We start from the raw sequence: 24,712 nt of genomic DNA, 5'->3' as shown, positions 1-24,712 counted from the left end.
GTCAGTATATGGATAAAAATTTCAATCAATTAAAAGATATGGAATTATTGAACCGAGGATTATTTAGGGCTGGTCATCTCTGTATCTTAATTTTCGGAATATTAATTGTTGCATTAGGTGCGCACCTAAAATTGTCTAAAACAACATGGATTAATTTAGCTCAAAAATTGGGATCATTAGTTATTTTTGGTGCTACTATTCTGGTTATTTATGGTTTTATTACAGAATTACTAACGAATAATAATGAAAGACCACTAACCCGATTCAGTCTTTATTTAATTCTCTTTGGAGTTTCTACACATGGTTTAATATCTTTGGTTCCAAATAGTAAAAACCCCCATATTGATTTATAAATGTTAGCTATCTTAAAAAAAGAAATAAATTCATTTTTTGCTTCACCAATTGGCTATTTAGTGATTGCTATTTTTTTAGTCTTAAATGGCCTGTTCTTATGGTTGTTTAAAGGAGAATTTAATATTCTAGATTACGGTTTTGCCGATTTATCCTCTTTTTTTCTTCTATCTCCTTGGATTTTAATATTCCTCATTCCTGCTGTTACGATGCGTAGTTTTTCTGATGAAAAAAAGCAAGGAACTCTTGAGCTGTTAATAACCAAACCCATATCGAAAACCCATATTGTTTTGGGTAAGTATTTTGGTGCTTTTGTATTAATTTTAATGGCTTTAATGCCTTCACTAATATATGTTTATTCAGTTTATTATTTAGGTAATCCTATAGGTAATTTAGATTTTGGGAGCACTTTAGGCTCTTACGTTGGATTGTTGTTTTTAGTAGCCTCTTATACTTCTATAGGTGTTTTCAGTTCGACTCTATCGGATAATCAAATTGTCGCTTTTATATCGGCGGTTTTTATTTGTTTCATGTTTTATATTGGCTTTGAGGGTATTTCAGATTTTTTATTAAGTCCGCTTATTGAGCAGCTTGGGATGAGTTTTCATTTTAAAAGCATAAGTCGAGGGGTTATAGATACACGTGATATCATTTACTTTTTATCTGTGACTGTTTTCTTTTTGATGCTTACAAAAATTAATCTTGATAGCGCTAAAAAATGATTTTAACATCCTCTTTTATTGTTTTATTTAGTTTGGTTTTTTTAGCCGTTTGGTTATTCGCAAGAACCATTGATAAGAGGTTGTGGGTTAATCTGTTAATTGGTGTAGTTCTAGCCCCAATTATTTATTTTTATGTGTTTTATCCCTTTATAAATATATTTATTGACTTTCATCATGAAAAGCATTTTGATAGTATAGACTGGAAAGATAAACCTGCATTACGTTACGAAATGAGCAACGAAATAATAGAGGACTCCATATTTATTGGGAAGAAGAAGAATACGGTTGAATCAATGTTAGGTGAAAGTGAATGGTATGGATGGGATGATTCTTTAAAAATGAATTCTGAAAATAAGTGGAATTATAATCTAGGATTTAAACCTGGAGCATTCAATATGAACCAAGAGTGTTTGGAACTGAATTTTAAAAATGATGAGGTAGTGGAGATAAGGCAATATCAACTAGAAAAGAATTTTGAATAGAACGATTAAACATATTAGTATAGCCCTAGCAATTCTTATTGTAGTTAATATTTTGGCAGGGAAAGTTTATCAACGATTTGATTTAACCGAGGATGGACGTTATACGTTAAGTCAATCGGCGCTTGATATAATTGATAGTGTTGATTCACCAATTGATATTGATATTTTTTTAGATGGAGAAAGTTTTCCGTCCGAATTTAGACGTCTCCAGAATGAAGTTAAGCAATTACTTGAGGAGTTTGCTGCAAAAAATAAGAATATCCAATTCAAATTTATTAATCCTTTAAAAGAAGAAGCTACGCGCGAGGGAAACATTCAGCAACTTACACAACGCGGATTAACACCTATGCAGCTAAGTGTTCAGGAAAATGGTAAATCCAGTCATTTGGTTATTTTTCCATGGGCGCTTGCAAGTTATAATGGCGTGACTGTATCTATACCATTAGTGAAAAATAAAATAGGAGTATCGCAACAAGAGCTGGTTACCAATTCTGTTCAGCACTTGGAATATGCCTTCGCAGATGGTTTTAGTAAACTTACCCAATCCAAAAAACGAAAAATAGCTATTTTAAAAGGCAACGGGCAACTCAATGATAAATATATTTTTGACTTTGTGAAAAAATTAGGCTCCTACTATTTTATTGCACCTTTTACTTTAGATAGTGTTTCATCAAGCCCGCAAAAAACGTTCGATAACTTAAAGACATTTGATTTAATAATTTCAGCAAAACCAACAGAAGCTTTTACTGAAAAAGAGAAATTTGTCTTGGACCAATACAATTTGTTTGGAGGTAAAAGTTTGTGGCTTATTGATGCAGTTGCTATGGAGAAAGATAGCTTATACAACGAATCCGGTAAAAGTTTTGCAACCACACGAGATTTGAATTTAACAGATTTTTTCTTTAAATACGGTGCTAGAATAAATCCGGTAATGGTTAATACGCTTTACTCGGCACCCATTACATTGGCAATGGGTAGCGGCAGTAATTCTCAATTTCAACATTTAAAATGGCCTTATTCACCGTTATCTACATCAAGTAATAATCATCCCATAGTTAATAATTTAAATCTTGTAAAATTCGATTTTGCCAATCAAATAGACACTTTAAAAAATGCTATTAGTAAAACGATTCTTTTGGAAAGTGCTCCTTTGAGTAAACTAGATGGGACGCCAAAGGAAATAAGTTTAGATTTGGTAATTAAAGATCCAGACCCTAAATCGTATAATAAAGGAAATCAAACCCTTGCCGTTTTGCTTGAAGGTAAGTTTGAATCAATGTATAAAAACCGTATTAAACCATTTGAACTAAATGACGTTAAAGATATCGGAGTGGAAACACAGATGATTTTAATTGCAGATGGCGATGTTATAAAAAATGATGTCATAGGAAATAAACCTCAAGAATTGGGCTTTGACCGTTGGACTGGACAAACTTATGGCAATAAAGAATTTTTACTGAATGCTGTTAATTATTTATTGGATGATACTGGACTTATAAACATTCGCTCCAAGGAAATTCAAGTGGCATTTTTAAATCAGAATAAAATTGCAAAGGAAAAAACCAAATGGCAAATTATAAATATCGTATTGCCACTGATATTACTTGGGTTTTTCGGTTGGGTTTACACTTACCTTAGAAAGAAAAATTATAGGGGATAAATGTTAATAAGTTTGTTTCCTTTATTAGACTGTATCGAATATATTTGTAGGTAGCATTATTAAAAATAAACACATTATTAATACATGAAATTTATAGTATCAAGTACTTATTTATTAAAACAACTACAGATTTTAGGTGGTGTTATAAATAACTCGAATACCTTACCTATTTTAGATAATTTTTTGTTTGATTTAGACGAGACCGAATTAACAGTTTCTGCGAGTGATTTGGAAACAACAATGTCTTCGACATTAAACGTTGAAAGCGATAGTAAGGGTAGTGTCGCAATACCGGCAAGATTGCTACTTGATACATTAAAAACATTTCCAGAGCAACCTTTAACTTTTGTTGTTGAAGATAATAATACTATTGAAATTAGCTCTAATCATGGTAAGTATGCATTAGCTTATGCTGATGGTAATGAGTTTCCTAATGCTGTATCTCTTGAAGATCCGAGTAAAACTGTTGTTGTTGGGGATGTTTTGGCTACAGCGATTAGTAAAACTATTTTTGCAGCTGGGAATGATGATTTAAGACCAGTGATGAGTGGTGTCTTTTTTCAGTTTTCTACCGAAGGATTAACCTTTGTAGCAACTGATGCTCACAAATTGGTTAAATATACTAGAGAAGACGTGAAAGCTTCCCAAGTGGCAGAATTTATTATGCCTAAAAAACCTTTGAACTTATTAAAAGGTATTTTGGCTGGCAGCGAAGATGATGTTACCATCGAATACAACGATTCGAACGCGAAATTTACTTTTGAAAATTCTGAATTAATTTGCCGGTTAATTGACGGGAAATATCCAAATTATGAAGCAGTTATTCCAAAAGAGAATCCAAATAAGTTAACAATCGCTCGTACACAGTTTTTAAATTCTGTTAAACGTGTTAGTATATTCTCGAATAAAACAACACATCAAATTCGATTAAAAATAGCAGGGGCAGAGTTAAATATTTCTGCAGAAGATATTGATTACAGTAATAAGGCAGAAGAACGTTTAACTTGCGATTATCAAGGAGACGATTTGCAGATTGGTTTCAACTCCCGTTTTTTGACAGAGATGTTGAATAATTTAAGTTCGGATGAGGTACAATTAGAGATGAGTTTACCCAATAGAGCAGGAATATTAACCCCTATCGATGGCCTTGATGAAGGTGAGCAAGTAACAATGCTTGTTATGCCTGTCATGCTAAATAATTAAATTTCTCCTAGGTATTATATAAATGAAAAAGGCGCACAAGTGTGAGCCTTTTTTTATGATAATATACTATCCTCTGCGACGATTTTTGAATTCGTCTAGCATTTTTCTTTTAAAATCTTCTTCAGCAATTTTAAGTAGAATTATTTTTTTGGAAGGAATTACTCCTATTAGTTTCCCTGAAAACGCTAATCTTAATTCATGCATTTTATTTTCGGCGTAATTTAATCTTTTAATCAACTTATTTGCGTCATCATCAGACATGGTTTGAAGGTTGTCTCTTATTTCTTTACGAATCGATCTAATCTCTTTAAATCTTATTTCAGATGTCTCATTTTCATATTCATTATAAATGGGCCAAAACTTTTGAGCCTCTTGTTGCGATAAATCTAATTGCTCTGTAATAAAAGAAACTTTTAAGGCCTTTATGCGCTCTCTATTTTTTTGTGCCGATACATTGAACGTCACTATCAATACTAAAAGAATGAGTAATTTTTTCATTTTATAAATATTTATTCAATCATTAAATCTTCAATGTCAAAATTGTTAAGCAGGTAAGCTTCAATACTTTCATTTTCAAGATTAAGGTCTACAAATTCCTTTTCATTTAGCTCATCATCGTTTAATAATGATCCGATTTCGTAAGGGCTTATACTTTCTGAGATAATATAGTTCTTAACAGATTCAGTATCTAAGTTACCAAACGAAGGTTGAGTTTTGAAAATAGAAAGACTAATTAATAATATAATCGCAGCAGCAATGCTGGAAGTGTATATAAAGTTTTTGGTGCTAAATATAGAAACGACTTGTATTTTCTTTTTACCAAAGACTTTTTCTGAAATTGTGTCTTCTATGTTATTTAAGTATGAATCAGGCACATCAAATCCTGTTTTTTTAGGTAAAGAAGTGTTCTCAATGTCAATTTTGTCTAAAATATTTTTCTCAAGAGAATCAAAGTACCCAGAAGGTGTTTTGAAACCTGTTGATTCGATATTATGTATTTTTTTTGTTTTCATACTACATATAAGACCTCAATTTCACAATTGGGTTTAATTATTAATTAAATATGCTTCAATTTTTTTTACAGCAATGTGATAGGATGCTTTTAATGCGCCTTCACTTGTATCTAGTATATCAGACATGTCTTTATATTTTAAGTCCTCAAAATATTTCATATTAAAAACCAGTTGTTGTTTTTCTGGAAGCGTAGCAATGGCTTTTTGAAGCTTTAACTGAATGACATCACCTTCAAAAAAAACATCGGACGTCAAGTTATTAATAGCTAGTTCCTGTACTTCTTCATTGGTTATTTGTAATCGTTTCGCTTTTTTATTTATAAATGTAATCGACTCATTAGTAGCTATACGATACATCCAAGAATATAATTTACTGTCACCTTTGAAATTATGTATGTTCCTAAAGATTTTGATAAATGTGTTTTGCAGCACATCATCAGTGTCGTCATGAGACTTAACAATATGTCGAATATGCCAATATAAACGTTCTTTATAAGTGCTTATTAATTCCTTAAATGCGGTTTCTTTTTGCGAATCTGACTTAAGTCGCTCTATTAAATAAGTTTCGTCTAGCAAGAATATAGTTTAAGGATTAGACCATTAAATATAACGAAAGTTTAAAGCTAAAAAATTTATCTTTTTCATGTAATTATATAAAAGGCTGATAAATAATAGTTTACATTTAAAAAACACGATAAAATGCATAAAAACACGATAAACTACATATTTTTCTTGTCAGAAGTATTTTTTTATTATATGTTTGTGTCAGAAACCTACTTATGTTGTTAGTTGTCCCCAAATCTAACACTAAACAAAAAAAGGATAGATGCCCAAATCTCTATCCTTTTTTATTTTTTAATAAGTATATTGCTACTATTCGAAGCTCTGCATATCAACAAGTTTTTTGTAAACACCATTTTTTGAAATGAGCTCGTTGTGTTTACCTTGCTCTACAATTTCACCTTTGTTAAGAACCACAATTTCATCAGCGTTTTTTATAGTTGATAATCGATGTGCAATAACAATCGATGTCCTGTTTTTCATCATATTCTCTAAAGCTACCTGAACTAATCGCTCACTTTCGGTATCTAAAGCAGAAGTGGCTTCATCTAAAATCATAATTGGAGGGTTTTTAAGAACAGCTCTAGCAATACTTAAACGCTGTTTTTGTCCGCCTGATAGCTTATTTCCAGAATCACCAATATTGGTGTTAATACCAAGAGGTAAATCTTTAACAAATTCCCATGCATTAGCAATTTTTAGAGCTTCAACGATGCTGTCTTCTGAAGCGTCTTTATCTCCTAAAAGAATATTATTTTTTACAGTGTCATTAAAAAGAATAGAATCTTGAGTAACCAATCCCATTAATCCGCGCAACGACTGTTTTGTTAGGTTTCTAATATCTTCCCCATCTATTTCAATGGCACCTTCATTCACATCATAAAAACGTGTTACTAAATTTGCAATAGTCGATTTCCCGCTACCAGACTGTCCTACCAATGCAACACTTTTTCCCTTAGATATTTTAATAGAAAAGTCTTTAAGAACATAATCATCTTCGTATTTAAAAAAGACTTTACTTAATTCAATATGGTTATTAAAAGTTTCTTTTATAATAGCACTAGGTTTGTCTTCGAGAGGAGATTCTGTATTTAATATTTCTAACACGCGTTCTGCAGCTGCGTTACCTTTCTTTACACTATAACTCGCTTTACTGATTCCTTTTGCTGGTGTTAAAATGTTATAGGCAAGTCCCATATAGGCTATAAATGAACTTCCATCTAATGTGCCATCCACTAATACCATACGACCACCATACCATAATAAAATGGCGATAACAGAGATTCCTAAAAACTCACTAGTTGGAGAAGCTAGATTTTGACGATTTAAAAGTTTATTAGAAAAATTATAGAACCTGCTTGTAGAATCTTGAAACTTTTCATTGAAGATGTTTTCAGCGTTAAAACCCTTTATCACTTTAAGTCCACTAAGAGTTTCTTCTAAAGTAGATAAAAAAGTACCTTGTTCTTCTTGAACCCTGTCCGACTTCCGTTTAAGACTTTTACCAATTCTGGAAATTATAAATCCAGATACGGGAATAAAAATGAAAACAAATATAGTAAGCTTTACACTTATTATAAGCATCATAATTATTGTAAACAAAATAGTAAGCGGTTCGCGAACGATTAACTCTAAAATTGAAAGAAATGAATGTTGGATTTCTAAAACATCTGTTCCGATTCTAGCCATAATGTCTCCTTTACGTTTTTCAGAAAAAAATGAAATAGGAAGCTCAACAGTTTTCTCATAAAGTCGATTTCGCAAATCCTTTAAAACACCATTACGCAAAAAAGTAATGAAATACATCGCCAAGTAATTGAAAATATTTTTAAGTAAAAACAGCACTATTACCAAGCAAATAACCAAAAATAAAGCTTTAGAAGCATCGTCTTGAGCGTATTGATTTACTTGAAATGACAAATAATCCTTGTAGAAATCTTTAAGACTAGATAATCCTTCATAAACTGGTCTAGCAATTACTTTTGTGTTTTCTTTTTCAAATAACACATCGAGCATTGGAATAAGTGCTATAAAAGATAATGCACTAAACAGAGCGTAGAATACATTACTAATAATGTTTAGTATCGCATAACCTTTATAAGGTTTCGCAAACTGAAGTATTTGCTTAAAATAATTCATTAAATAAGCCTCATGTCTTTTAGAATGACTTCAGCCTTGTTATCTAATAATTCTTCAATGTTTTTGAAATCGTTTACTGAGGATAATTTGGTATTTACGCTTACGTAGAATTTTATTTTTGGTTCGGTTCCGCTAGGTCTTAATGCAATTTGACTACCATCTTCTAAATAATAAATAATCACGTTCGACTTTGGAATATCAATTTTGTTTTCTTCGCCTGTAAGCATATTTTTTGAAATGGATAAATCGTAATCTTCCATTTTCACTACTTTCGACCCATTAACTATTTTCAATGGATTTTTACGAGCGTCGGTCATCATCTGTTTTATCTCTTGAGCGCCTTCAATACCTTTTTTAGTAAGCGAGATTAATTTTTCTTTGTAACAGCCATGTTCAACATATAGTTTTATTAATTCATTGTAAAACGAACTTCCTGTAGATTTAGAAATAGCTGCAATTTCGCAAGCTAATAGCGTTGAGGTCACGGCATCTTTATCACGTACAAAATCCCCAACCATAAATCCGAAACTTTCTTCACCACCACCAATAAAATCTAATTCTGGATAGTCCTTTATTAATTTAGCAATCCATTTAAAACCAGTTAAAACAATTTTACTTTCAACGTTATAGGCTGAAGCTAATTTGGTTAGCATTGGTGTTGAAACTATAGTGGAAGCTATGAATTCTTTACCCTTTAACTTATCTTCTCCTTGCCATTGCTTTAACAGAAAATCAGTCATCATTAGCATGGTTTGATTTCCGTTTAAGAGCTGTAATTCATTTTCAGAATTACGAACAGCAACACCTAATCTATCACAATCTGGATCTGTTCCTATTACAATATCTGCATTTACTTCTTCTGCTAATTCTAGTGCCATTTTTAAAGCAGCCGGTTCTTCTGGATTTGGTGAAGCTACAGTTGGGAAATCACCGTTTGGGATTTCTTGCTCTTTAACTATATGCACATTCTTATAGCCAGCACGTTTTAAGGTTTCTGGAACGGCAGTTATAGAGGTTCCGTGAAGCGAAGTAAAAACAATGGTTAAATTATCTTTAGCATCTTGTGAAGCACCAACACATCCATTTTTAACGGACGCATCAATAAAAACATTATCGACTTCTTTTCCAATATAATGGGTTAAAGTGTCGTTAGCTTCAAATTTAATATCTGCATAGTCTAACTCATTAATTCTATTAATTACAGCATTGTCGTGTGGTGGAACTAATTGCCCCCCATCTTGCCAATAAACCTTGTAGCCATTATACTCTGGGGGGTTATGAGAAGCGGTTAAAACAATCCCACAATGACAATTTAAATGTCTAACAGCGAATGATAATTCTGGTGTTGCTCTTAAATCTTCAAATAAATAAACTTCAATATTGTTTGCTGAAAAAACATCAGCCACAATTTTTGCTAAACTTTTACTGTTGTGTCTGCAATCATAAGCTATGGCAACTTTAGGCTTTTCATTAGAGAAGCATTCATGCAGATAATCACTCAAACCTTGCGTGCTTTTACCTAATGTGTATTTATTAATACGATTGGTACCTACACCCATTACACCTCTCATACCTCCAGTACCAAACTCTAAATCTTTGTAAAAACTTTCCTGAATATCTTCTGGGTTGTTTGCAATACTTTCTTTTATTAACTGTTGTGTTTTACTATCAAAAGTAGGGGTTAACCAACTGTTTATGCGTTCTAAAATTTTTGGCTCAATGTAAATCATAATTTGTAAAAAAATAGATAACAAAAGTAATCAATTGTTAAAGAATAATGACAACTAAGGTTCGTTTTGAGGCAAAATAATAATGAAAACGTTTTAGTTAAGATTTATTTTATCCTTTATGAGATAACGTTTTTTGTTTTGTTTGGTGCGTAAAATAATCTCACCCAAAAATCCAGCAACAAAAAACTGAGTTCCGATAATCATGGTTGATAAGGAAATGTAAAATTGTGGACGTTGGGTTATTAGCCTTCCACTTGGATTAAAAAACAGTTTATCAATCCCAAGATAAAGCGCGAAACCAAATCCAACAGCAAACATAAACACACCCAAAGCCCCAAATAAATGCATAGGTCGTTTGCCAAAACGGGATAAAAACCAAATTGTTATTAAATCTAAAAAACCATTAATAAAACGATCCATTCCAAATTTCGTTTCCCCATATTTTCTGGCTTGGTGGAGTACAATTTTTTCTCCAATATTGCTAAACCCTGCATTTTTGGAAAGTACAGGTATGTAACGATGCATTTCTCCGTTTACATCAATATTTTTTACAACATCTTTATTGTAGGCTTTCAATCCGCAATTAAAATCATGCAATTTAACGCCAGAGGTTTTTCGTGCGGCCCAGTTAAATAGTTTTGAGGGTAAATTTTTGGTGATAACCGAATCGTATCGTTTCTTTTTCCATCCAGAAACCATATCAAAACCATCTTTGGTTATCATGCTATACAATTCTGGAATTTCATCTGGGTTGTCCTGTAAATCAGCATCCATAGTAATTACTACATCACCCATCGCAATATCAAAACCAGCATGAAGCGCTTGTGATTTCCCAAAGTTTTTTAAAAATCGAATGCCTTTTATATTATCATTTTTTTCTGATAACTGTATGATAGTTTTCCAAGAATCATCTGTGCTACCATCATCTATAAAGACAATTTCATAAGAAAAATGATTGGTCCGCATCACACTTACAATCCAATCATTTAATTCGTTTAACGATTCGTATTCGTTAAGTAGTGGTATAACTACAGATATATTCATTTTATTATTTGAAAATTGAACATTTCAAAAATACAGAATTTATTCTGTGTCTGGATTTGTTTTTTTTATAAATGCAGCAGATATCAAACCTATAATAGTAATTGGCAGAAGGTAATTAATAACGAGTCTTTGCATTATATTTCCAAAGGAATAGAGATTTTCTTTTTCTATTTTTTTCATAGAATCAGAAATATCTTGATCTGATGTGTTCACACTTTTAAGCATTTCGACAAACTTTTCAATAGTTTTTTCTTTAATGGCTTCAGAAGCTTCAGCGTCAATAAAGTTGAATAATATAAATGTAACTAAGGAGCTAATACCTAAACCAATAATGGCTACAATAAAATAGGATTTAAAAGCATCTTTAAAATTTATATATCCGCTAAAAAGTTGTTTAACTTTAAAAATTGAAATTAACCCAAAAGCAATAGTTCCTATCATTATGGACATAATGTAAAGCGGACTAATAAATAACTCTAAATTAAAAAAATACACCAAAATGGTTAGTAAGGAGAGAGCAATTCCTAGGTAAAGGCCATAATTAGTGGCAATAGATTTTAAAGATTTTCCCATAATATTTTAACGATTTTGGATGTTGATTTGCTAGGATTCAAATATAATAAAACATGACACGGTAAAGTATTATAAAATTTATAAAAAAAAATTGTAGATTTATAAAAATTACTTAAATTTGCAGCTCGAAAATTGAAAAGAATAAAAGCGTTTAGCGATGAAGAAAGGTATACACCCAGAAAATTATAGACTAGTGGCATTTAAAGACATGTCTAATGACGATGTGTTTTTAACAAAGTCTACTGCAAACACAAATGAAACTATTGACGTTGATGGTGTTGAGTACCCATTAGTAAAAATGGAAATCTCTAGAACATCTCATCCATATTATACTGGGAAATCTAAATTGGTTGATACTGCTGGTCGAATTGATAAATTCAAAACTAAATACGCTAAGTTTAAGAAATAAACTAAGTGAAAATATATTTGTAAAAAGCCTTTCTACTATAGAGAGGCTTTTTTATTTTTACCTTTGAAGCGCATTAATGTGAAATTGTTGGTTTTGGATTAGGTGTAAATTTTAAAAATAATATTAATAATGAACTACATCCTTTTTGATGGTCCGTCACGAAATAACTTACTCCCATTTACATATACAAGACCAGTGGCCGATATTCGAGTTGGGATTTTAACCATTCGCGAAAAATGGGAACGTCTTTTAAAGACTACTACAACTACAGTTACCGAAGATTATTTATCTGACAAATATCCCATGGTTGAAATGGAGCATAATGTTATGATTAATGCTTCATATTTGCCTAATTCTGAATTATTTCAGATGGTAAGACATTTAAAAGAGAATCAGGCTATTTTTAAAGAAGAAGATGTAATTGCTTTTTTTACTAAAGAAGCTCAAGAGGATATTAATTTTGATGATTTTGAAGCTTTAGAGTACGAAAATGAAGTTATTAAAATAGAGAATACTTGGGATATTTTCTCAAAAAATGGAGAAGCTTTAAAGGAAGACTTCTATTTAATAACAAAAGATAAAAAGTCTCAGCCTATACCTAAAAGCAACAATGTTATTGTGCCTGAAAATGTTTTTATTGAAAAAGGAGCCAAATTAGAGTTCGTTACTTTAAATGCGTCTAAAGGACCAATTTATATTGGAAAAGATTCTGAGATTATGGAAGGGAGTATTATACGAGGTCCATTTGCATTATGCGATAGCGCTACCGTGAAAATGGGGGCTAAAATATATGGACCAACTACAGTAGGACCTTATAGTAAAGTTGGAGGTGAAATAAATAATTCCGTTTTGTTTGGATATTCAAATAAAGGGCATGATGGGTTTTTGGGTAATTCTGTTTTAGGTGAATGGTGTAATTTAGGCGCAGACACTAATAATTCTAACCTAAAAAATAATTATGCTGAGGTAAGATTATGGAATTATGAGACTGAAGGGTTTGCAAAAACTGGATTGCAATTTTGTGGTCTCATGATGGGAGACCATAGTAAATGTGCTATTAATACCATGTTTAATACTGGTACTGTGGTTGGTGTAAGTGCTAATATTTTTGGAAGTGGATTCCCGAGAAATTTTGTTCCAAGTTATAGCTGGGGAGGTAGTGGCGGATTTACAAATTATACTACGAAAAAGGCATTTGAAGTCGCTAATGTGGTTATGGCAAGACGTGATATTGAACTTTCACAATTAGACAAAAGCATTTTAGAGCATGTTTTTGAAGAAACCAAAAAGTACAGAAGGGCGTAATTTTTAGGCTTTAATCTATCAATTGTAGCTCTATTATTACTAATTAGTATATTTGGAATAGTCAATCCCAAATTTAATGATTAAGTCAGTTTCCCATATTTTATTTCTTTTAGGATATTTATTGTTCTCTCAAAGTAGCGATTATTCTATCACAAATTTAAAAATCAATAATGAGCACCCTCATTTTGGTTTAATGAAACATAGTACTAATAAAATTATATTCACCTCTTATCTCTTGGGTAAAAAGGGAAAAGTTAGGTTGGTCTCCGGAAATCCTATACTTACCATTTATGAAGGTGTAATTTCTAGTTCTGGTGAAATAGAAGCAGTAGAAGCGGTTAAAATTGATGATACTCAAATTATTCCAGCAATAACTAGTGCTGCTATATCGCCAGATGGCAGTAAGTTGTATTTAACAACTATTTATAGTAAAAAAAATAAGCCTAAAGGCGATTTTAAAGCGACGAATTTTCATATTGAAGTAGGAGAGTATCATGAAGAGGTTGGTTGGACTAACTTTAAAGTTTTACCATTTTGTAAACCTAAGTATTCTTATGCACACCCCATGGTTAGCGGTGATGGTAAAACACTTTATTTTACGGCGAATTTAAGGGGAGGTAAAGAAAGTACAAAAGGTGGTTCGGATATTTTTAAAGTTGATATTTTAGACAATAAAACCTTCAGTGAACCAAAAAATTTAGGTAGCAAAGTAAATTCTTATAGTCGTGAAATGTTTCCTTATATAGGTGATGATAATGTTCTTTACTTTGCTTCTAATCGCCCAAACGGCTTTGGAGGGTTCGATATTTATAAGAGTAAAATGAATGACGATGGAACCTTCAGTAAAACTGAAAAACTTCCAAAACCTCTTAATAGTAATAAGGATGATTTTTCTCTAATTATGATGGGAGATTCTGGATATTTCTCTTCCAAAAGAGCAGGAGGTAAAGGGGATGATGATATTTATTTTTTTAAAGCGAATTAAAAGTTTTTTTTACTCTTCTCAAATCCAATAAATTAATAGGGTTGATGCCCAATCCAGAAATATTTTTCCTTGTAAAGCGTACGACTTCATCGTAATATAAAGGCACCATAATAGCGTTTTCCATGGCTAAAGAATCCATTTTGGTGTATAAGTATTTTCTTTTATCAATGTCTGTAATAGTGAATGCTTTATTGTATAAACTATCAAATTGGGCATTCTTAAAATGAAAGTAGTTTGATCCTCCTGGAGCAAAATTCTTACTGTAAAAAATAGATAAGTAATTTTCAGCATCTAAATAGTCTGCAATCCATGAACTTCTGAACATATCAACTTTGCCATTGGACCTTGCTGATCTTAAGGAAGCTTCAGGCATAACATCCACATTAATTTTTAGTCCTGTTTTTTCTAATTCACGCTGGATGTATTCGCAAAAACTAAGATAATTGCTAGTGGTAACTAAATCTATTTCCGGATTTAAAATGCCGCTTTCTTTTTTAAATTGCGCAACTAATTTCTTAGCTTTCTTCGGTTGATATTTAAAGCCAATTGACTTATTGTATCCAGGAAGACCAATAGGTATAAAACCACCATCTGCTGCATTCCCAATCCCATTATTAAGATAAAGAATCATTTTTTTTCTATCGAATCCCAGATTAATAGCTTTTCTTATTAATTCTGATTCTATTTCAGGGGTTTTGGAATCTAAGTAAAATCCTAAATATTCAGTGTTTAGGTAAGGTCCACGAATCATGTTTACAGTTTCCGAGTAAGAACTACTCAGACGTCCATCTGAAGTTAATAATTCATCCTTATAAGATGCATCCAAACCAGATAAAAAATCTATATTTCCTTGAGCAAACTGTAAAAACTCACTTTGCTTATCAGGTAAAAAGGTTAGCGCTACCGCCTCTAAATAGGGCAGTGATTTGCCATTTTCATCTTTTTCAAAATAGTGCTTATTTTTTCTTAAAACCAGTTTGATATTTTCTTCCCAGCGTTTAAATTTAAAAGGGCCAGTTCCTATAGGATGCGATCTAAATTCAGATCCGTAGTGTTCTACTATCTCTTTGGGGACAACAGAACAATATTTCATGGTTAGTAACCCAATGAATGCAGGAAAAGGTTGTTTTAAGGTAATTTCAAATAATGAGTCATTTACAGCTTTGAAGTCGTGTACTTTGTTTAGCACCCAGCTGCCAGGAGCGGCTAATTTTTCATCTCTTAATCGATTAAAACTGTAAACAAAATCATCTGATATTACAATTCGCGTAGAGTCTTTTCCCAATAATGCATGTTTATGAAAGTATACATCGTTTCGAAGTAAAAAAGAGTACGTTATACCATCATCTGAAATAGTCCATTTTTTTGCTATGCTGGGTAATATGTTTAACTCATTATCTAATTGAACTAGACCGTTAAATAGCTGATTACAAACACCATTATCTTGCAATGTTCTTGAAAAAGCAGGATCAAGAGTGTTTATGTTTGCATATTCATTGTATCGAAAAACAAGATGGTCTTTTGACGTTTTATTTCCCTTATAACACCCAAAGAGTATTGCTATTGAAACTATTGTAGTTAAGAATTTATATGTTTTTTTTAAACTCAACGCTTTAGGGGTCATAATGTCCTCAAAAATATCATTTTTTAGACACTAGCTTACTTTTTTGCTAAAATAATGACATAAAAACTCTAAAAGTGACTTCTTTTAAATTAAAGCGTCTAATAATAAATTAAATATTTGTATTGCTATTATTAACAATAACTCTCAAATTAAAATGAAAAAACTTTACTTTCTAGCATGTTCTATGCTATTATGTGCTATAGCGCATGCTCAAATTGTTTGCCCCAATTCCATTAAAACATCGGCAGGAAGCACGCCTTCTACTCCCACATTTGTTTTAAATAATGGACAAGGTTGTACTGCTTGGCCTTCAACAATTACAATTGATGGAACCTCAACGTACAACTTTGTAAGTTGCAGCGGTGTCAATCTTAAATATACTATTGATAGTGGTATCGCACCATCGTCCTATGCAATGACGGTAGATTTTGGTGGAGGAACTACTTGTTCTTATGACGCTGCTGGGGATTTAACAGTTTTATCCTCTAAAGACTTAGCAAAAATAGAAGTCACAGTTTGGCCAAATCCAACTCGTCATTTTCTTAAATTCAGTCTTGGTCAATCAAATAACTTAGAGCGTATTAATATATTCTCTATCTCTGGAAAACTTGTTTTTGATTCACTTGGAAAAACTGAAGTAAATATTTCCAATTTGGCTAATGGTCTTTATATTTTAAGGTTATATGCTTCACAAGGAATTGTAACAAGAAAACTAATAAAAGAATAGTATTAATCAAAGTAATACCAAAAAAAGAGCGTACCTATTCAGAGACGCTCTTTTTTATTAACTTTGCCGATTAAATTGGCATAATGGGCACCAATAAAAAAGTAGCATTTTATACACTCGGATGTAAGCTTAATTTTTCAGAAACATCAACAATCGCTAGAAGTTTTCAAAAAGAAGGTTTTGATCGTGTAGATTTTTCAGAAAAGGCCGATATGTATGTGATAAATACATGCTCTGTAACTGAAAATGCAGATAAGCGCTTTAAAACAATAGTTAAACAAGCACAAAAAGCAAACCCTGAGGCTTTTATTGCTGCTGTTGGATGTTACGCTCAATTAAAACCAGAGGAATTAGCAGATGTTAATGGTGTTGATTTAGTGCTTGGTGCTACAGAAAAATTCAATATTACAGATTATATTAACAATCTAGCAAAGAGCGATTATGGTAAGATACATTCGTGCGAAATAGAGGAAGCGGATTTCTATGTTGGGTCTTATTCAATAGGTGATAGAACGCGCGCATTTTTAAAAGTACAAGACGGTTGTGATTATAAATGCACTTATTGTACCATTCCCTTGGCTAGAGGTATTTCTAGAAGTGACACCATGGATAATGTTTTAAAAAACGCTAAGAAAATTTCTGAACAAAATATTAAGGAAATTGTATTAACGGGAGTTAATATAGGTGACTACGGTAAAGGTGAATTTGGAAATAAAAAGCATGAACATACTTTTTTAGATTTAGTTTCAGAATTGGATAAAGTTGAAGGTATTGAACGATTGAGAATTTCATCTATTGAGCCTAATCTATTAAAAAATGAAACTATTGATTTGGTAGCTAATTCACGCGCTTTTGTGCCACATTTTCATATTCCACTTCAATCTGGTAGTAACGTACTTTTAAAAAGAATGAAACGTCGCTATATGCGAGAACTTTATGTTGACAGAGTTAATAAAATAAAGGAAGTAATGCCACATGCGTGTATTGGTGTTGATGTTATTGTTGGTTTTCCTGGTGAAACAGATGAACACTTCTTAGAAACATATAATTTCTTAAACGAATTAGATATATCCTATTTGCATGTGTTTACATATTCTGAACGTGACAATACAGAAGCCGCAGTTATGGAGGGGGTGGTTCCAAATAATGTTAGGAGTAAGCGAAGTAAAATGTTACGTGGATTATCAGTAAAAAAACGTCGTTCTTTTTATGAAAGTCAGTTGGGAAGCGTAAGAACAGTTTTGTTTGAAAGTGAAAACAAAGAAGGTTATATTCATGGTTTTACCGAAAATTATGTAAAAGTAAAAACACCTTGGAATCCAGCATTGGTTAACACTTTACATGAGGTAGAACTTACCAAAATTAATAGCGACGGCATCGTAAGACTAGAGTTTGTTCGAACTCTTTCTCAATAAAATCCTTTAAATTTCTGTAAATCAACCCTTATTTTGTCCATTTAACTTGTTTTTTGTGTCACTCAGGCTCGTATCAATACTTTTACAGTGAAATAATCATGCCCCAATATGAAAAAATTATTTTACCCTTTAATCCTTTGCGTTTTATTTTTAGTTAGTTGTTCTAATGAGGATATTGATGATGATTCACTTTTAGGAACTTGGACATTATCTGAATGGAATATAACCGATGGCTTCGATATCAATAAAGACGGAATAGTAAGCACTAATTTATTAAGTGAAATTGAATGTTCTTATAGTGAAACGTTACTTTTCGAACCCAACAATATTGTCTCGTTAAATACTACGTTTAATCCCTTATTAGAGATAAAGTTGCTAAATAATTCTACTGATGAATATGACTTTAACGTAGAATGTGATAACGAAGGAGTTATTAGTTTCGCAACATTTTATTCTAAATCAGGAAATGGAGTTACAATTGGAGAAAGTGAAGCATTAATAAACGGTAATAAAATATCCTTGGTGTTTAAAGATAGAATTGAAATCTTTAATGAAGATGGTTCTCAAATAATTGAGACTAAAGATTTAACTTTAGTGTATCAAAAACAATAGTAATTAATCTAAAAACAAAAAAATCCGAAGTAATAAACTTCGGATTTTTTTGTTAATTTTTTTCTAATGATTAGATTCTAACGCCTACAGGAAGCATTCGTTTGTATTTTCGATTACCTCTAACAAACTTAGCAATTTCTGGACTTGTTGGAACAACGCTTAGATTACGCTCTTGAATTTGTTCAAAAACTGCAGCTAAAAATTCCTTTCTAAAACCATCTTCGTCAATAGCTTCTGGAATAATAAGCTTAGTTAGGAAAATTTTTCGTTCTTGAAGCGAATATTCAATTTTTGCTAAATGATTATCAATTTTAATTTCATATTGGCGTAAAAAATCATTATCAACTAATTCTGCAACATCAACCATGGTAAGTATTTTATTTAATTTCTAAGGAGTCGTAAAATAGTGGTTACTATTTCGCTATTTTTGCTGTGCAAAGGTATGAAAAAAAACGTTACCAGAAAAATAACAAGAAGTTAAATGCTTATGAGTCAAGAGGTAATACACGTCTATTTGATGCCGGGTATGGCTGCTAACCCCAGAATCTTTGAACACCTCAAGTTGCCAGAGGGTCAATTTGAATTGCATTGGTTAGAATGGATGATACCCATTGAAAATGAGTTGCTTAGTGATTATGCTTTCAGAATGACAAAAAAAATTGAGCATGAGAATATAGTTCTACTAGGCGTTTCGTTTGGAGGTGTTCTCGTTCAGGAAATGAGTAAATATTTAAAGTTGAGACAATTAATAATTGTTTCGAGTATTAAATCTATGCATGAGCTACCTAAGCATATGTTATTAGCTAAAAAAGTAAAAGCCTATAAATTATTTCCAACCCAATTAACTTATAATGTAGACTTTTTCGCTAAATATGCATTTGGTACTAATATCAAAAAGCGTCTTGATCTTTATAAAAAATATTTATCAATAAATGATTCAAAGTATTTAAGTTGGGCTATAAAGCAAATAGTTTGTTGGAATCAAGATGTACCTATCAAAGGTATTGTACATATTCATGGTGATAATGATTCGGTTTTTCCTATAAAGAATATAAAAGACTGCATCTCAATCGAAGGAGGTTCACATATAATGATTATTAATAAATATCGATGGTTTAATAAGAATTTACCTGAAATTATTTTAAAGAGCTAAATCTTAATTTTAGATTATTTTTTATAACTTTAAACCAAACTTAAAGTAATGAAGATAGCTCAAAAAATTTTGGCGCTTGTGGGATTATTAAGTTTATGTCTCTTATTTATTTATGCCCTACAAGATGCTCCTACCGATGAAAATTTCGAAAAGAAATTAATTAACGATTATAATGTTTATGCGCTTCAAGTTCCAGAGCATTTAGATTTTTCTGGCGAAGCAATGCCTTTAAATAACCCAGATATTTTAGAGCGCATGGATAGGGAGTTACTAGTAAATACCTATTGGCAATCCAACGGCTTATTGATGTTTAAAAGAGCTAAGAAGTATTTTCCGATAATAGAACCCATTCTTGAAAAATATAATATCCCAAACGATTTCAAATACTTAGCTGTTATTGAAAGTGGTCTAACCAATGCGGTTTCGCCAGCTGGAGCAAGAGGTGTTTGGCAAATCATGAAAACGACTGGTCGTGAAAACGGACTCGAAGTTAATACCAATGTTGATGAACGATATCATCTTGAAAAAGCTACAGAAGTTGCTTGTAAATATTTGTTAAAATCAAAAGAGCAATTAGGTTCATGGACCTTAGCAGCTGCAGCTTATAATGCTGGAAATTCAGGTGTTTCCAGACGCCTAAAGGAACAAAATGTAACGGATTATTACGATTTATTGTTAGGAGAAGAAACAGGCAGGTATCTATTCAGAATAGTTGCCTTAAAAGAGATTCTTAACAACCCAAATAAGTATGGGTTCAATTTTAGAGAAAAAGATTTATACAGTAATGTTCCAACCTATAAAGTTGAGGTAGATACAGCAGTAACAGATTTTACTCAATTTGCTGAAAAATTCGGAATCAATTACAAAATATTAAAACTTCATAACCCTTGGTTAAGAGAGCCACATCTCAATAATAAAACTAGAAAACAGTACTTTATTGATATACCAGAAGAAGGCTATTACGATTTGGCTAGTAAATAGTTATCGGCCACGTCTTTTTTGTGACCTTAGAGACCCTCCGGTCCCGTAATGTTGATTAGGCATTTGAGCACGTTTCATATTATCCTTCATCATTTTTACTTGTTCTGTCAGCATACCTTGTTTATCAAGTTTCTGTGCTTCAGACAGTAATTTTTGTGCTTCTTGTTTTCTTCTTTTCGAAAAAGCTATTCCAGCCAAATTTAGTTTTGCCATCGCCAAATCATGATCCATTGATAGTCCAAGTGAAATGGCTTTTTTAAAGAATTTTTCAGCATCATTCATATTGCTTTGAGAAACCATTATACCATGTAAATAGTTGTAATATCCTTGTTGTTTTCTTACTAATGCCGCTTCTGGATTCTTAATTTTATTAAGCCATTTTTTTGCACCATCAAAATCTTGCTTACGTAACCTTAAAAAAGCCAATAGAATAAATTCATTTTTAAAATAAAGAAATACGAAAATTAAAGACAGAAGAATTAACATAATGCCATTTCCTGTGTACCCTTCAGTAAATTGATATACCGAGTAGGCAATTATGCCTGCCGCTATGATGAGTTTTATGATTTTGTTATACATTTTTGTAAAGTTTAATACCGTAATTATTAAGAGTAAAGCATTGAAAGGTGCTTTCTGTTTAATTTTGACTGCAAAGAAACTAAATTTTTATGAAAAATTGGCATCACTTTGCCTCAAAAGAATGCTTGTAAACCCAAATAAATACTGGTCTTGTAAACTAATTAAAGTGTATGGATTTATTTAAAAATATTTTTTATAAAATGATTTGCAAAGTAATAAAGGCTTTGTATATTTGCCCTCAGTTTTGGAGAAACCCCGAACAAAGTACAAGAAAATTACAATTCAGATATTTAAAGATATAAGATAATGAGTAAAAGAACATTTCAGCCTTCTAAAAGAAAGAGAAGAAATAAACACGGTTTTAGGGAAAGAATGGCTTCTGCTAACGGTAGAAAGGTATTAGCTCGTAGAAGAGCTAAAGGAAGAAAAAGATTATCTGTGTCATCTGAAACAAGACATAAAAAATAATGATTAACAATTGTTGATAATTTAAAGGTGTTACTTAAGTGTAACGCCTTTTTTTATATCTACTGATTACTATTTTTGTAACCGATTATTTAAAATATATAACTAATAAAAATGCCGAAAAATCCAAAATTAAAATCGATTCTAATTATTGGTTCTGGACCTATTGTTATTGGTCAAGCATGTGAGTTTGATTATTCTGGTTCACAATCCTTAAGATCCTTAAGAGAAGATGGAATAGAAACTATTTTAATAAACTCTAATCCTGCAACAATTATGACGGATCCCTCTATGGCAGATCATGTGTATTTGTTACCGTTGAACACAAAATCAATTATCAAAATTTTAAAGGAGCACCCTCAAATTGATGCTGTATTGCCAACAATGGGAGGTCAAACAGCTTTAAATTTATGTATTGAGGCAGATGAAAAAGGAATTTGGAAAGATTTTGGTGTTGAGTTAATAGGTGTCGATATTAACGCCATTAATATCACTGAAGATAGAGAGCAGTTTAGAGAATTAATGGGAAAAATAGGTGTAGGTATGGCACCCCAAGCTACTGCAAACTCTTTTCTAAAAGGAAAAGAGATTGCTCAAGAATTTGGTTTCCCACTATGTATTAGAGCCTCTTACACGCTTGGTGGAGCTGGAGCTGCTATAGTTTATGAGGAAGAAGATTTTGATAAACAATTGCGAAGAGGTTTAGAGATTTCGCCTATTCATGAGGTGATGATTGATAAAGCCATGATGGGTTGGAAAGAGTATGAGTTGGAGTTACTAAGAGATAGAAATGATAATGTGGTTATTATATGTTCTATTGAAAATATGGACCCAATGGGTATTCACACAGGTGACTCTATTACTGTAGCTCCCGCTATGACTTTAAGCGATAGAACGTATCAAAAAATGCGTGATATGGCGATTAAAATGATGCGCAGCATTGGAGATTTTGAGGGAGGTTGTAATGTACAGTTTGCTGTTAGTCCAGATGAAAAAGAGGACATAATTGCAATTGAAATTAACCCACGTGTTTCGCGCTCTTCGGCACTTGCGAGTAAGGCTACGGGTTATCCAATTGCGAAAATTGCAACAAAGTTAGCCATTGGTTATACTTTGGATGAATTAGATAATCAAATCACAAAATCGACTTCAGCATTATTTGAACCAACTTTAGATTATGTTATTGTTAAAATACCCCGTTGGAATTTTGATAAATTCGAAGGTTCAGATAGAACCTTAGGATTACAGATGAAAGCTGTTGGAGAAGTAATGGGTATAGGTCGCTCTTTTCAAGAGGCGCTTCATAAAGCGACACAATCGCTTGAGATTAAAAGAAATGGTTTAGGTGCAGATGGTAAAGGTTATACAGACTATAATACCGTTATTGATAAATTAACAAACGCATCATGGGATCGTGTTTTTGTGATTTATGATGCCATAGCTATGGGTATTCCGTTAAGCCAGATTTACGATATCACGAAAATTGATATGTGGTATTTAAAGCAGTATGAAGAGTTATTTCAATTAGAAAAAGAAATTTCAAATTATACTATTGATACGCTTGACAAAGAATTGTTATTAGAGGCGAAGCAGAAGGGTTATGGAGATAGACAGATTGCTCATATGCTAGGTTGTTTAGAAAGTCAAGTATATAACAAGAGAGACGAATTTAATATTCAGCGTGTATTCAAGTTGGTAGATACATGTGCTGCTGAATTTACGGCGAAAACACCTTATTATTATTCTACTTTTGAGAATATGGTAGAGACCCCATCTGGAGAAAAATATGTACATAACGAAAGCGTTGTAACAGACAGAAAGAAGGTCGTAGTTTTAGGATCTGGACCAAACCGAATTGGGCAAGGAATTGAGTTCGATTATTGTTGTGTTCATGGGGTTTTAGCAGCAGCTGAATGTGGTTATGAAACTATCATGATTAACTGTAATCCTGAAACGGTTTCAACAGATTTCGACACTGCTGATAAATTATATTTCGAGCCAGTTTTCTGGGAGCATATTTATGATATTATACGCCATGAAAACCCGGAAGGAGTTATTGTTCAGCTAGGAGGTCAGACTGCATTGAAACTAGCTGAGAAGTTGACCAAATACGGTATTAAAATTATTGGCACTAGTTTCGAATCTTTAGATTTAGCTGAAGACAGAGGAAGTTTTTCACGTTTATTAAAAGAAAATAATATTCCTTATCCCGAGTTTGGTGTTGCTGAAAATGCTGATGAAGCTTTACAGCTAGCTGATGAACTTAATTTTCCAATCTTAGTACGACCTAGTTATGTATTAGGAGGGCAAGGAATGAAAATTGTTATCAATAAAGAAGAGTTAGTAGAGCACGTTGTTGATTTAATTCGTAAAATCCCTAATAATAAGTTGCTATTAGATCATTATTTAGATGGTGCAATTGAAGCTGAAGCTGATGCTATTTGCGATGCAGATGGTAATGTTTACATTATTGGAATAATGGAGCATATTGAACCTTGTGGTGTGCATTCTGGAGATTCTAACGCGACCTTACCTGCATTTAATTTAGGTGATTTGGTGATGCAGCAAATTATTGATCATACACATACTATAGCAAGAGCATTAAATACAGTTGGGTTAATAAATATTCAGTTTGCAATTAAGGATGATATTGTATACATCATTGAAGCTAATCCAAGAGCATCTAGGACAGTACCTTTTATTGCAAAAGCATATAAGGAGCCGTATGTAAATTATGCGACTAAAGTTATGCTAGGAGAGAAGAAGGTAACAGATTTTGATTTTAACCCTCAATTAGAAGGTTATGCTATTAAACAGCCAGTGTTTTCATTTAATAAATTTCCAAATGTTGATAAACGATTAGGACCAGAAATGAAGAGTACTGGAGAAAGTATCTTATTCATTGATAGCTTAAAGGATGACGAATTTTATGATTTGTATTCCAGACGAAAAATGTATTTGAGTAAATAATAAAAAAAA

At 32.1% G+C, this 24,712-nt stretch carries 25 protein-coding genes; 15 read left to right on the top strand and 10 right to left on the bottom strand.

Features of this window, described 5'->3' with window-relative positions:
* Positions 1-8: 8 nt before the first annotated feature.
* The 5 genes from FEF17_RS01335 to dnaN all read left to right on the top strand — a co-directional run bounded on the left by FEF17_RS01335 (position 9) and on the right by dnaN (position 4,418).
* A complete protein-coding gene (locus tag FEF17_RS01335) occupies positions 9-353 on the top strand; it encodes a hypothetical protein (protein WP_139000564.1) in 345 nt (114 codons plus the stop codon).
* Positions 354-1,073: a gliding motility-associated ABC transporter permease subunit GldF gene (gene gldF, locus FEF17_RS01330; protein WP_139000563.1), complete on the top strand. Its 720-nt coding sequence runs from the start codon at positions 354-356 to the stop codon at positions 1,071-1,073. It abuts the gene before it with no gap.
* Positions 1,070-1,555 carry a hypothetical protein gene (locus FEF17_RS01325; RefSeq protein WP_139000562.1) on the top strand — a complete coding sequence of 162 codons (486 nt, stop codon included), beginning with the start codon at positions 1,070-1,072 and terminating at the stop codon, positions 1,553-1,555. The genes gldF and FEF17_RS01325 overlap by 4 nt, the downstream gene beginning before the upstream one ends.
* Positions 1,548-3,215: a gliding motility-associated ABC transporter substrate-binding protein GldG gene (gene gldG / locus FEF17_RS01320; protein ID WP_139000561.1), complete on the top strand. Its 1,668-nt coding sequence runs from the start codon at positions 1,548-1,550 to the stop codon at positions 3,213-3,215. Before FEF17_RS01325 ends, gldG begins: the two co-directional genes overlap by 8 nt.
* 84 nt (positions 3,216-3,299) lie before the next feature.
* A complete protein-coding gene (gene dnaN / locus FEF17_RS01315; RefSeq protein WP_139000560.1) occupies positions 3,300-4,418 on the top strand; it encodes a DNA polymerase III subunit beta in 1,119 nt (372 codons plus the stop codon).
* A 66-nt stretch (positions 4,419-4,484) separates the two neighbouring features.
* Here the strand turns inward: dnaN and FEF17_RS01310 are convergent, their stop codons facing one another.
* The 7 genes from FEF17_RS01310 to FEF17_RS01280 all read right to left on the bottom strand — a co-directional run bounded on the left by FEF17_RS01310 (position 4,485) and on the right by FEF17_RS01280 (position 11,478).
* Positions 4,485-4,916: a sensor of ECF-type sigma factor gene (locus FEF17_RS01310; protein WP_139000559.1), complete on the bottom strand. Its 432-nt coding sequence runs from the start codon at positions 4,914-4,916 to the stop codon at positions 4,485-4,487.
* Between the two features lie 11 nt (positions 4,917-4,927).
* The gene (locus FEF17_RS01305) at positions 4,928-5,431 is read right to left on the bottom strand and encodes a hypothetical protein (RefSeq protein WP_139000558.1); all 504 of its coding nucleotides are present in this window, start codon (positions 5,429-5,431) and stop codon (positions 4,928-4,930) included.
* A gap of 33 nt (positions 5,432-5,464) precedes the next feature.
* Positions 5,465-6,007, bottom strand: a complete 543-nt coding sequence (locus FEF17_RS01300) for an RNA polymerase sigma factor (RefSeq protein WP_139000557.1) — start codon at positions 6,005-6,007, stop codon at positions 5,465-5,467.
* Between the two features lie 297 nt (positions 6,008-6,304).
* Complete coding sequence (locus tag FEF17_RS01295) at positions 6,305-8,131, bottom strand: ABC transporter ATP-binding protein (protein WP_139000556.1); 1,827 nt, start codon at positions 8,129-8,131, stop codon at positions 6,305-6,307.
* Positions 8,131-9,861, bottom strand: a complete 1,731-nt coding sequence (locus FEF17_RS01290) for a phospho-sugar mutase (protein WP_211342459.1) — start codon at positions 9,859-9,861, stop codon at positions 8,131-8,133. Before FEF17_RS01290 ends, FEF17_RS01295 begins: the two co-directional genes overlap by 1 nt.
* 93 nt (positions 9,862-9,954) lie before the next feature.
* Positions 9,955-10,905: a glycosyltransferase family 2 protein gene (locus tag FEF17_RS01285; protein WP_139000555.1), complete on the bottom strand. Its 951-nt coding sequence runs from the start codon at positions 10,903-10,905 to the stop codon at positions 9,955-9,957.
* A gap of 39 nt (positions 10,906-10,944) precedes the next feature.
* The gene (locus FEF17_RS01280; RefSeq protein WP_139000554.1) at positions 10,945-11,478 is read right to left on the bottom strand and encodes a DUF4199 domain-containing protein; all 534 of its coding nucleotides are present in this window, start codon (positions 11,476-11,478) and stop codon (positions 10,945-10,947) included.
* Positions 11,479-11,635: 157 nt separating this feature from the next.
* Here FEF17_RS01280 and FEF17_RS01275 point away from each other — a divergent pair, with 157 nt between their 5' ends.
* From FEF17_RS01275 to FEF17_RS01265, 3 genes are all read left to right on the top strand, one after another.
* On the top strand, positions 11,636-11,887 hold the full coding sequence (locus FEF17_RS01275) for a type B 50S ribosomal protein L31 (protein WP_139000553.1): 252 nt from the start codon (positions 11,636-11,638) through the stop codon (positions 11,885-11,887).
* A 129-nt stretch (positions 11,888-12,016) separates the two neighbouring features.
* Positions 12,017-13,192 carry a GlmU family protein gene (locus FEF17_RS01270; RefSeq protein ID WP_139000552.1) on the top strand — a complete coding sequence of 392 codons (1,176 nt, stop codon included), beginning with the start codon at positions 12,017-12,019 and terminating at the stop codon, positions 13,190-13,192.
* A gap of 76 nt (positions 13,193-13,268) precedes the next feature.
* Positions 13,269-14,177, top strand: coding sequence for a TolB-like translocation protein (locus FEF17_RS01265; protein WP_139000551.1), 909 nt, complete (start codon positions 13,269-13,271; stop codon positions 14,175-14,177).
* On the opposite strand, the gene FEF17_RS01260 is transcribed toward FEF17_RS01265, so the two are convergent.
* On the bottom strand, positions 14,164-15,801 hold the full coding sequence (locus tag FEF17_RS01260; RefSeq protein WP_139000550.1) for an ABC transporter substrate-binding protein: 1,638 nt from the start codon (positions 15,799-15,801) through the stop codon (positions 14,164-14,166). The genes FEF17_RS01265 and FEF17_RS01260 overlap by 14 nt on opposite strands.
* Before the next feature lie 154 nt (positions 15,802-15,955).
* Here FEF17_RS01260 and FEF17_RS01255 point away from each other — a divergent pair, with 154 nt between their 5' ends.
* The 3 genes from FEF17_RS01255 to FEF17_RS01245 all read left to right on the top strand — a co-directional run bounded on the left by FEF17_RS01255 (position 15,956) and on the right by FEF17_RS01245 (position 18,555).
* A complete protein-coding gene (locus FEF17_RS01255; RefSeq protein ID WP_139000549.1) occupies positions 15,956-16,528 on the top strand; it encodes a T9SS type A sorting domain-containing protein in 573 nt (190 codons plus the stop codon).
* An 83-nt stretch (positions 16,529-16,611) separates the two neighbouring features.
* Entirely contained in the window at positions 16,612-17,943 is a 1,332-nt protein-coding gene (mtaB, locus tag FEF17_RS01250) for a tRNA (N(6)-L-threonylcarbamoyladenosine(37)-C(2))-methylthiotransferase MtaB (protein ID WP_139000548.1), read from the top strand.
* A gap of 108 nt (positions 17,944-18,051) precedes the next feature.
* The gene (locus FEF17_RS01245) at positions 18,052-18,555 is read left to right on the top strand and encodes a hypothetical protein (RefSeq protein WP_139000547.1); all 504 of its coding nucleotides are present in this window, start codon (positions 18,052-18,054) and stop codon (positions 18,553-18,555) included.
* 70 nt (positions 18,556-18,625) lie between these two features.
* Here FEF17_RS01245 and FEF17_RS01240 read toward each other — a convergent pair whose 3' ends face one another.
* Positions 18,626-18,922, bottom strand: a complete 297-nt coding sequence (locus tag FEF17_RS01240) for an N-acetyltransferase (RefSeq protein WP_139000546.1) — start codon at positions 18,920-18,922, stop codon at positions 18,626-18,628.
* Positions 18,923-19,042: 120 nt separating this feature from the next.
* Here FEF17_RS01240 and FEF17_RS01235 point away from each other — a divergent pair, with 120 nt between their 5' ends.
* Both FEF17_RS01235 and FEF17_RS01230 read left to right on the top strand, forming a co-directional pair.
* Positions 19,043-19,708 carry an alpha/beta hydrolase gene (locus tag FEF17_RS01235; RefSeq protein ID WP_139000545.1) on the top strand — a complete coding sequence of 222 codons (666 nt, stop codon included), beginning with the start codon at positions 19,043-19,045 and terminating at the stop codon, positions 19,706-19,708.
* Positions 19,709-19,756: 48 nt separating this feature from the next.
* Positions 19,757-20,689 carry a lytic transglycosylase domain-containing protein gene (locus FEF17_RS01230; protein WP_139000544.1) on the top strand — a complete coding sequence of 311 codons (933 nt, stop codon included), beginning with the start codon at positions 19,757-19,759 and terminating at the stop codon, positions 20,687-20,689.
* Here FEF17_RS01230 and FEF17_RS01225 read toward each other — a convergent pair whose 3' ends face one another.
* On the bottom strand, positions 20,690-21,268 hold the full coding sequence (locus FEF17_RS01225) for a tetratricopeptide repeat protein (protein WP_139000543.1): 579 nt from the start codon (positions 21,266-21,268) through the stop codon (positions 20,690-20,692).
* A gap of 306 nt (positions 21,269-21,574) precedes the next feature.
* Between FEF17_RS01225 and rpmH the strand changes: the two genes are divergently transcribed.
* Complete coding sequence (gene rpmH, locus FEF17_RS01220; RefSeq protein WP_042244185.1) at positions 21,575-21,736, top strand: 50S ribosomal protein L34; 162 nt, start codon at positions 21,575-21,577, stop codon at positions 21,734-21,736.
* A gap of 111 nt (positions 21,737-21,847) precedes the next feature.
* On the top strand, positions 21,848-24,703 hold the full coding sequence (gene carB / locus FEF17_RS01215; protein WP_139000542.1) for a carbamoyl-phosphate synthase large subunit: 2,856 nt from the start codon (positions 21,848-21,850) through the stop codon (positions 24,701-24,703).
* Positions 24,704-24,712: the final 9 nt, after the last annotated feature.

This window comes from Hyunsoonleella aestuarii, assembly GCF_006148925.1.
GTDB lineage: Bacteria > Bacteroidota > Bacteroidia > Flavobacteriales > Flavobacteriaceae > Algibacter_D > Algibacter_D aestuarii.
This window is presented reverse-complemented; position numbering and strand designations above follow the sequence as displayed.

Coding starts and splice junctions, on each gene's coding strand:
- FEF17_RS01240 (WP_139000546.1), bottom strand. CDS start 18,922: ATGGTTGATGTTGCAGAATTAGTTGATAATGATTTTTTACGCCAATAT.
- FEF17_RS01295 (WP_139000556.1), bottom strand. CDS start 8,131: ATGAATTATTTTAAGCAAATACTTCAGTTTGCGAAACCTTATAAAGGT.
- mtaB (WP_139000548.1), top strand. CDS start 16,612: ATGGGCACCAATAAAAAAGTAGCATTTTATACACTCGGATGTAAGCTT.
- FEF17_RS01255 (WP_139000549.1), top strand. CDS start 15,956: ATGAAAAAACTTTACTTTCTAGCATGTTCTATGCTATTATGTGCTATA.
- gldF (WP_139000563.1), top strand. CDS start 354: ATGTTAGCTATCTTAAAAAAAGAAATAAATTCATTTTTTGCTTCACCA.
- FEF17_RS01285 (WP_139000555.1), bottom strand. CDS start 10,905: ATGAATATATCTGTAGTTATACCACTACTTAACGAATACGAATCGTTA.
- FEF17_RS01225 (WP_139000543.1), bottom strand. CDS start 21,268: ATGTATAACAAAATCATAAAACTCATCATAGCGGCAGGCATAATTGCC.
- FEF17_RS01265 (WP_139000551.1), top strand. CDS start 13,269: ATGATTAAGTCAGTTTCCCATATTTTATTTCTTTTAGGATATTTATTG.
- FEF17_RS01335 (WP_139000564.1), top strand. CDS start 9: ATGGATAAAAATTTCAATCAATTAAAAGATATGGAATTATTGAACCGA.
- FEF17_RS01325 (WP_139000562.1), top strand. CDS start 1,070: ATGATTTTAACATCCTCTTTTATTGTTTTATTTAGTTTGGTTTTTTTA.
- FEF17_RS01245 (WP_139000547.1), top strand. CDS start 18,052: ATGAAAAAATTATTTTACCCTTTAATCCTTTGCGTTTTATTTTTAGTT.
- rpmH (WP_042244185.1), top strand. CDS start 21,575: ATGAGTAAAAGAACATTTCAGCCTTCTAAAAGAAAGAGAAGAAATAAA.
- FEF17_RS01305 (WP_139000558.1), bottom strand. CDS start 5,431: ATGAAAACAAAAAAAATACATAATATCGAATCAACAGGTTTCAAAACA.
- FEF17_RS01260 (WP_139000550.1), bottom strand. CDS start 15,801: ATGACCCCTAAAGCGTTGAGTTTAAAAAAAACATATAAATTCTTAACT.
- dnaN (WP_139000560.1), top strand. CDS start 3,300: ATGAAATTTATAGTATCAAGTACTTATTTATTAAAACAACTACAGATT.
- FEF17_RS01235 (WP_139000545.1), top strand. CDS start 19,043: ATGAGTCAAGAGGTAATACACGTCTATTTGATGCCGGGTATGGCTGCT.
- FEF17_RS01275 (WP_139000553.1), top strand. CDS start 11,636: ATGAAGAAAGGTATACACCCAGAAAATTATAGACTAGTGGCATTTAAA.
- FEF17_RS01310 (WP_139000559.1), bottom strand. CDS start 4,916: ATGAAAAAATTACTCATTCTTTTAGTATTGATAGTGACGTTCAATGTA.
- FEF17_RS01230 (WP_139000544.1), top strand. CDS start 19,757: ATGAAGATAGCTCAAAAAATTTTGGCGCTTGTGGGATTATTAAGTTTA.
- FEF17_RS01290 (WP_211342459.1), bottom strand. CDS start 9,861: ATGATTTACATTGAGCCAAAAATTTTAGAACGCATAAACAGTTGGTTA.
- FEF17_RS01270 (WP_139000552.1), top strand. CDS start 12,017: ATGAACTACATCCTTTTTGATGGTCCGTCACGAAATAACTTACTCCCA.
- carB (WP_139000542.1), top strand. CDS start 21,848: ATGCCGAAAAATCCAAAATTAAAATCGATTCTAATTATTGGTTCTGGA.
- FEF17_RS01280 (WP_139000554.1), bottom strand. CDS start 11,478: ATGGGAAAATCTTTAAAATCTATTGCCACTAATTATGGCCTTTACCTA.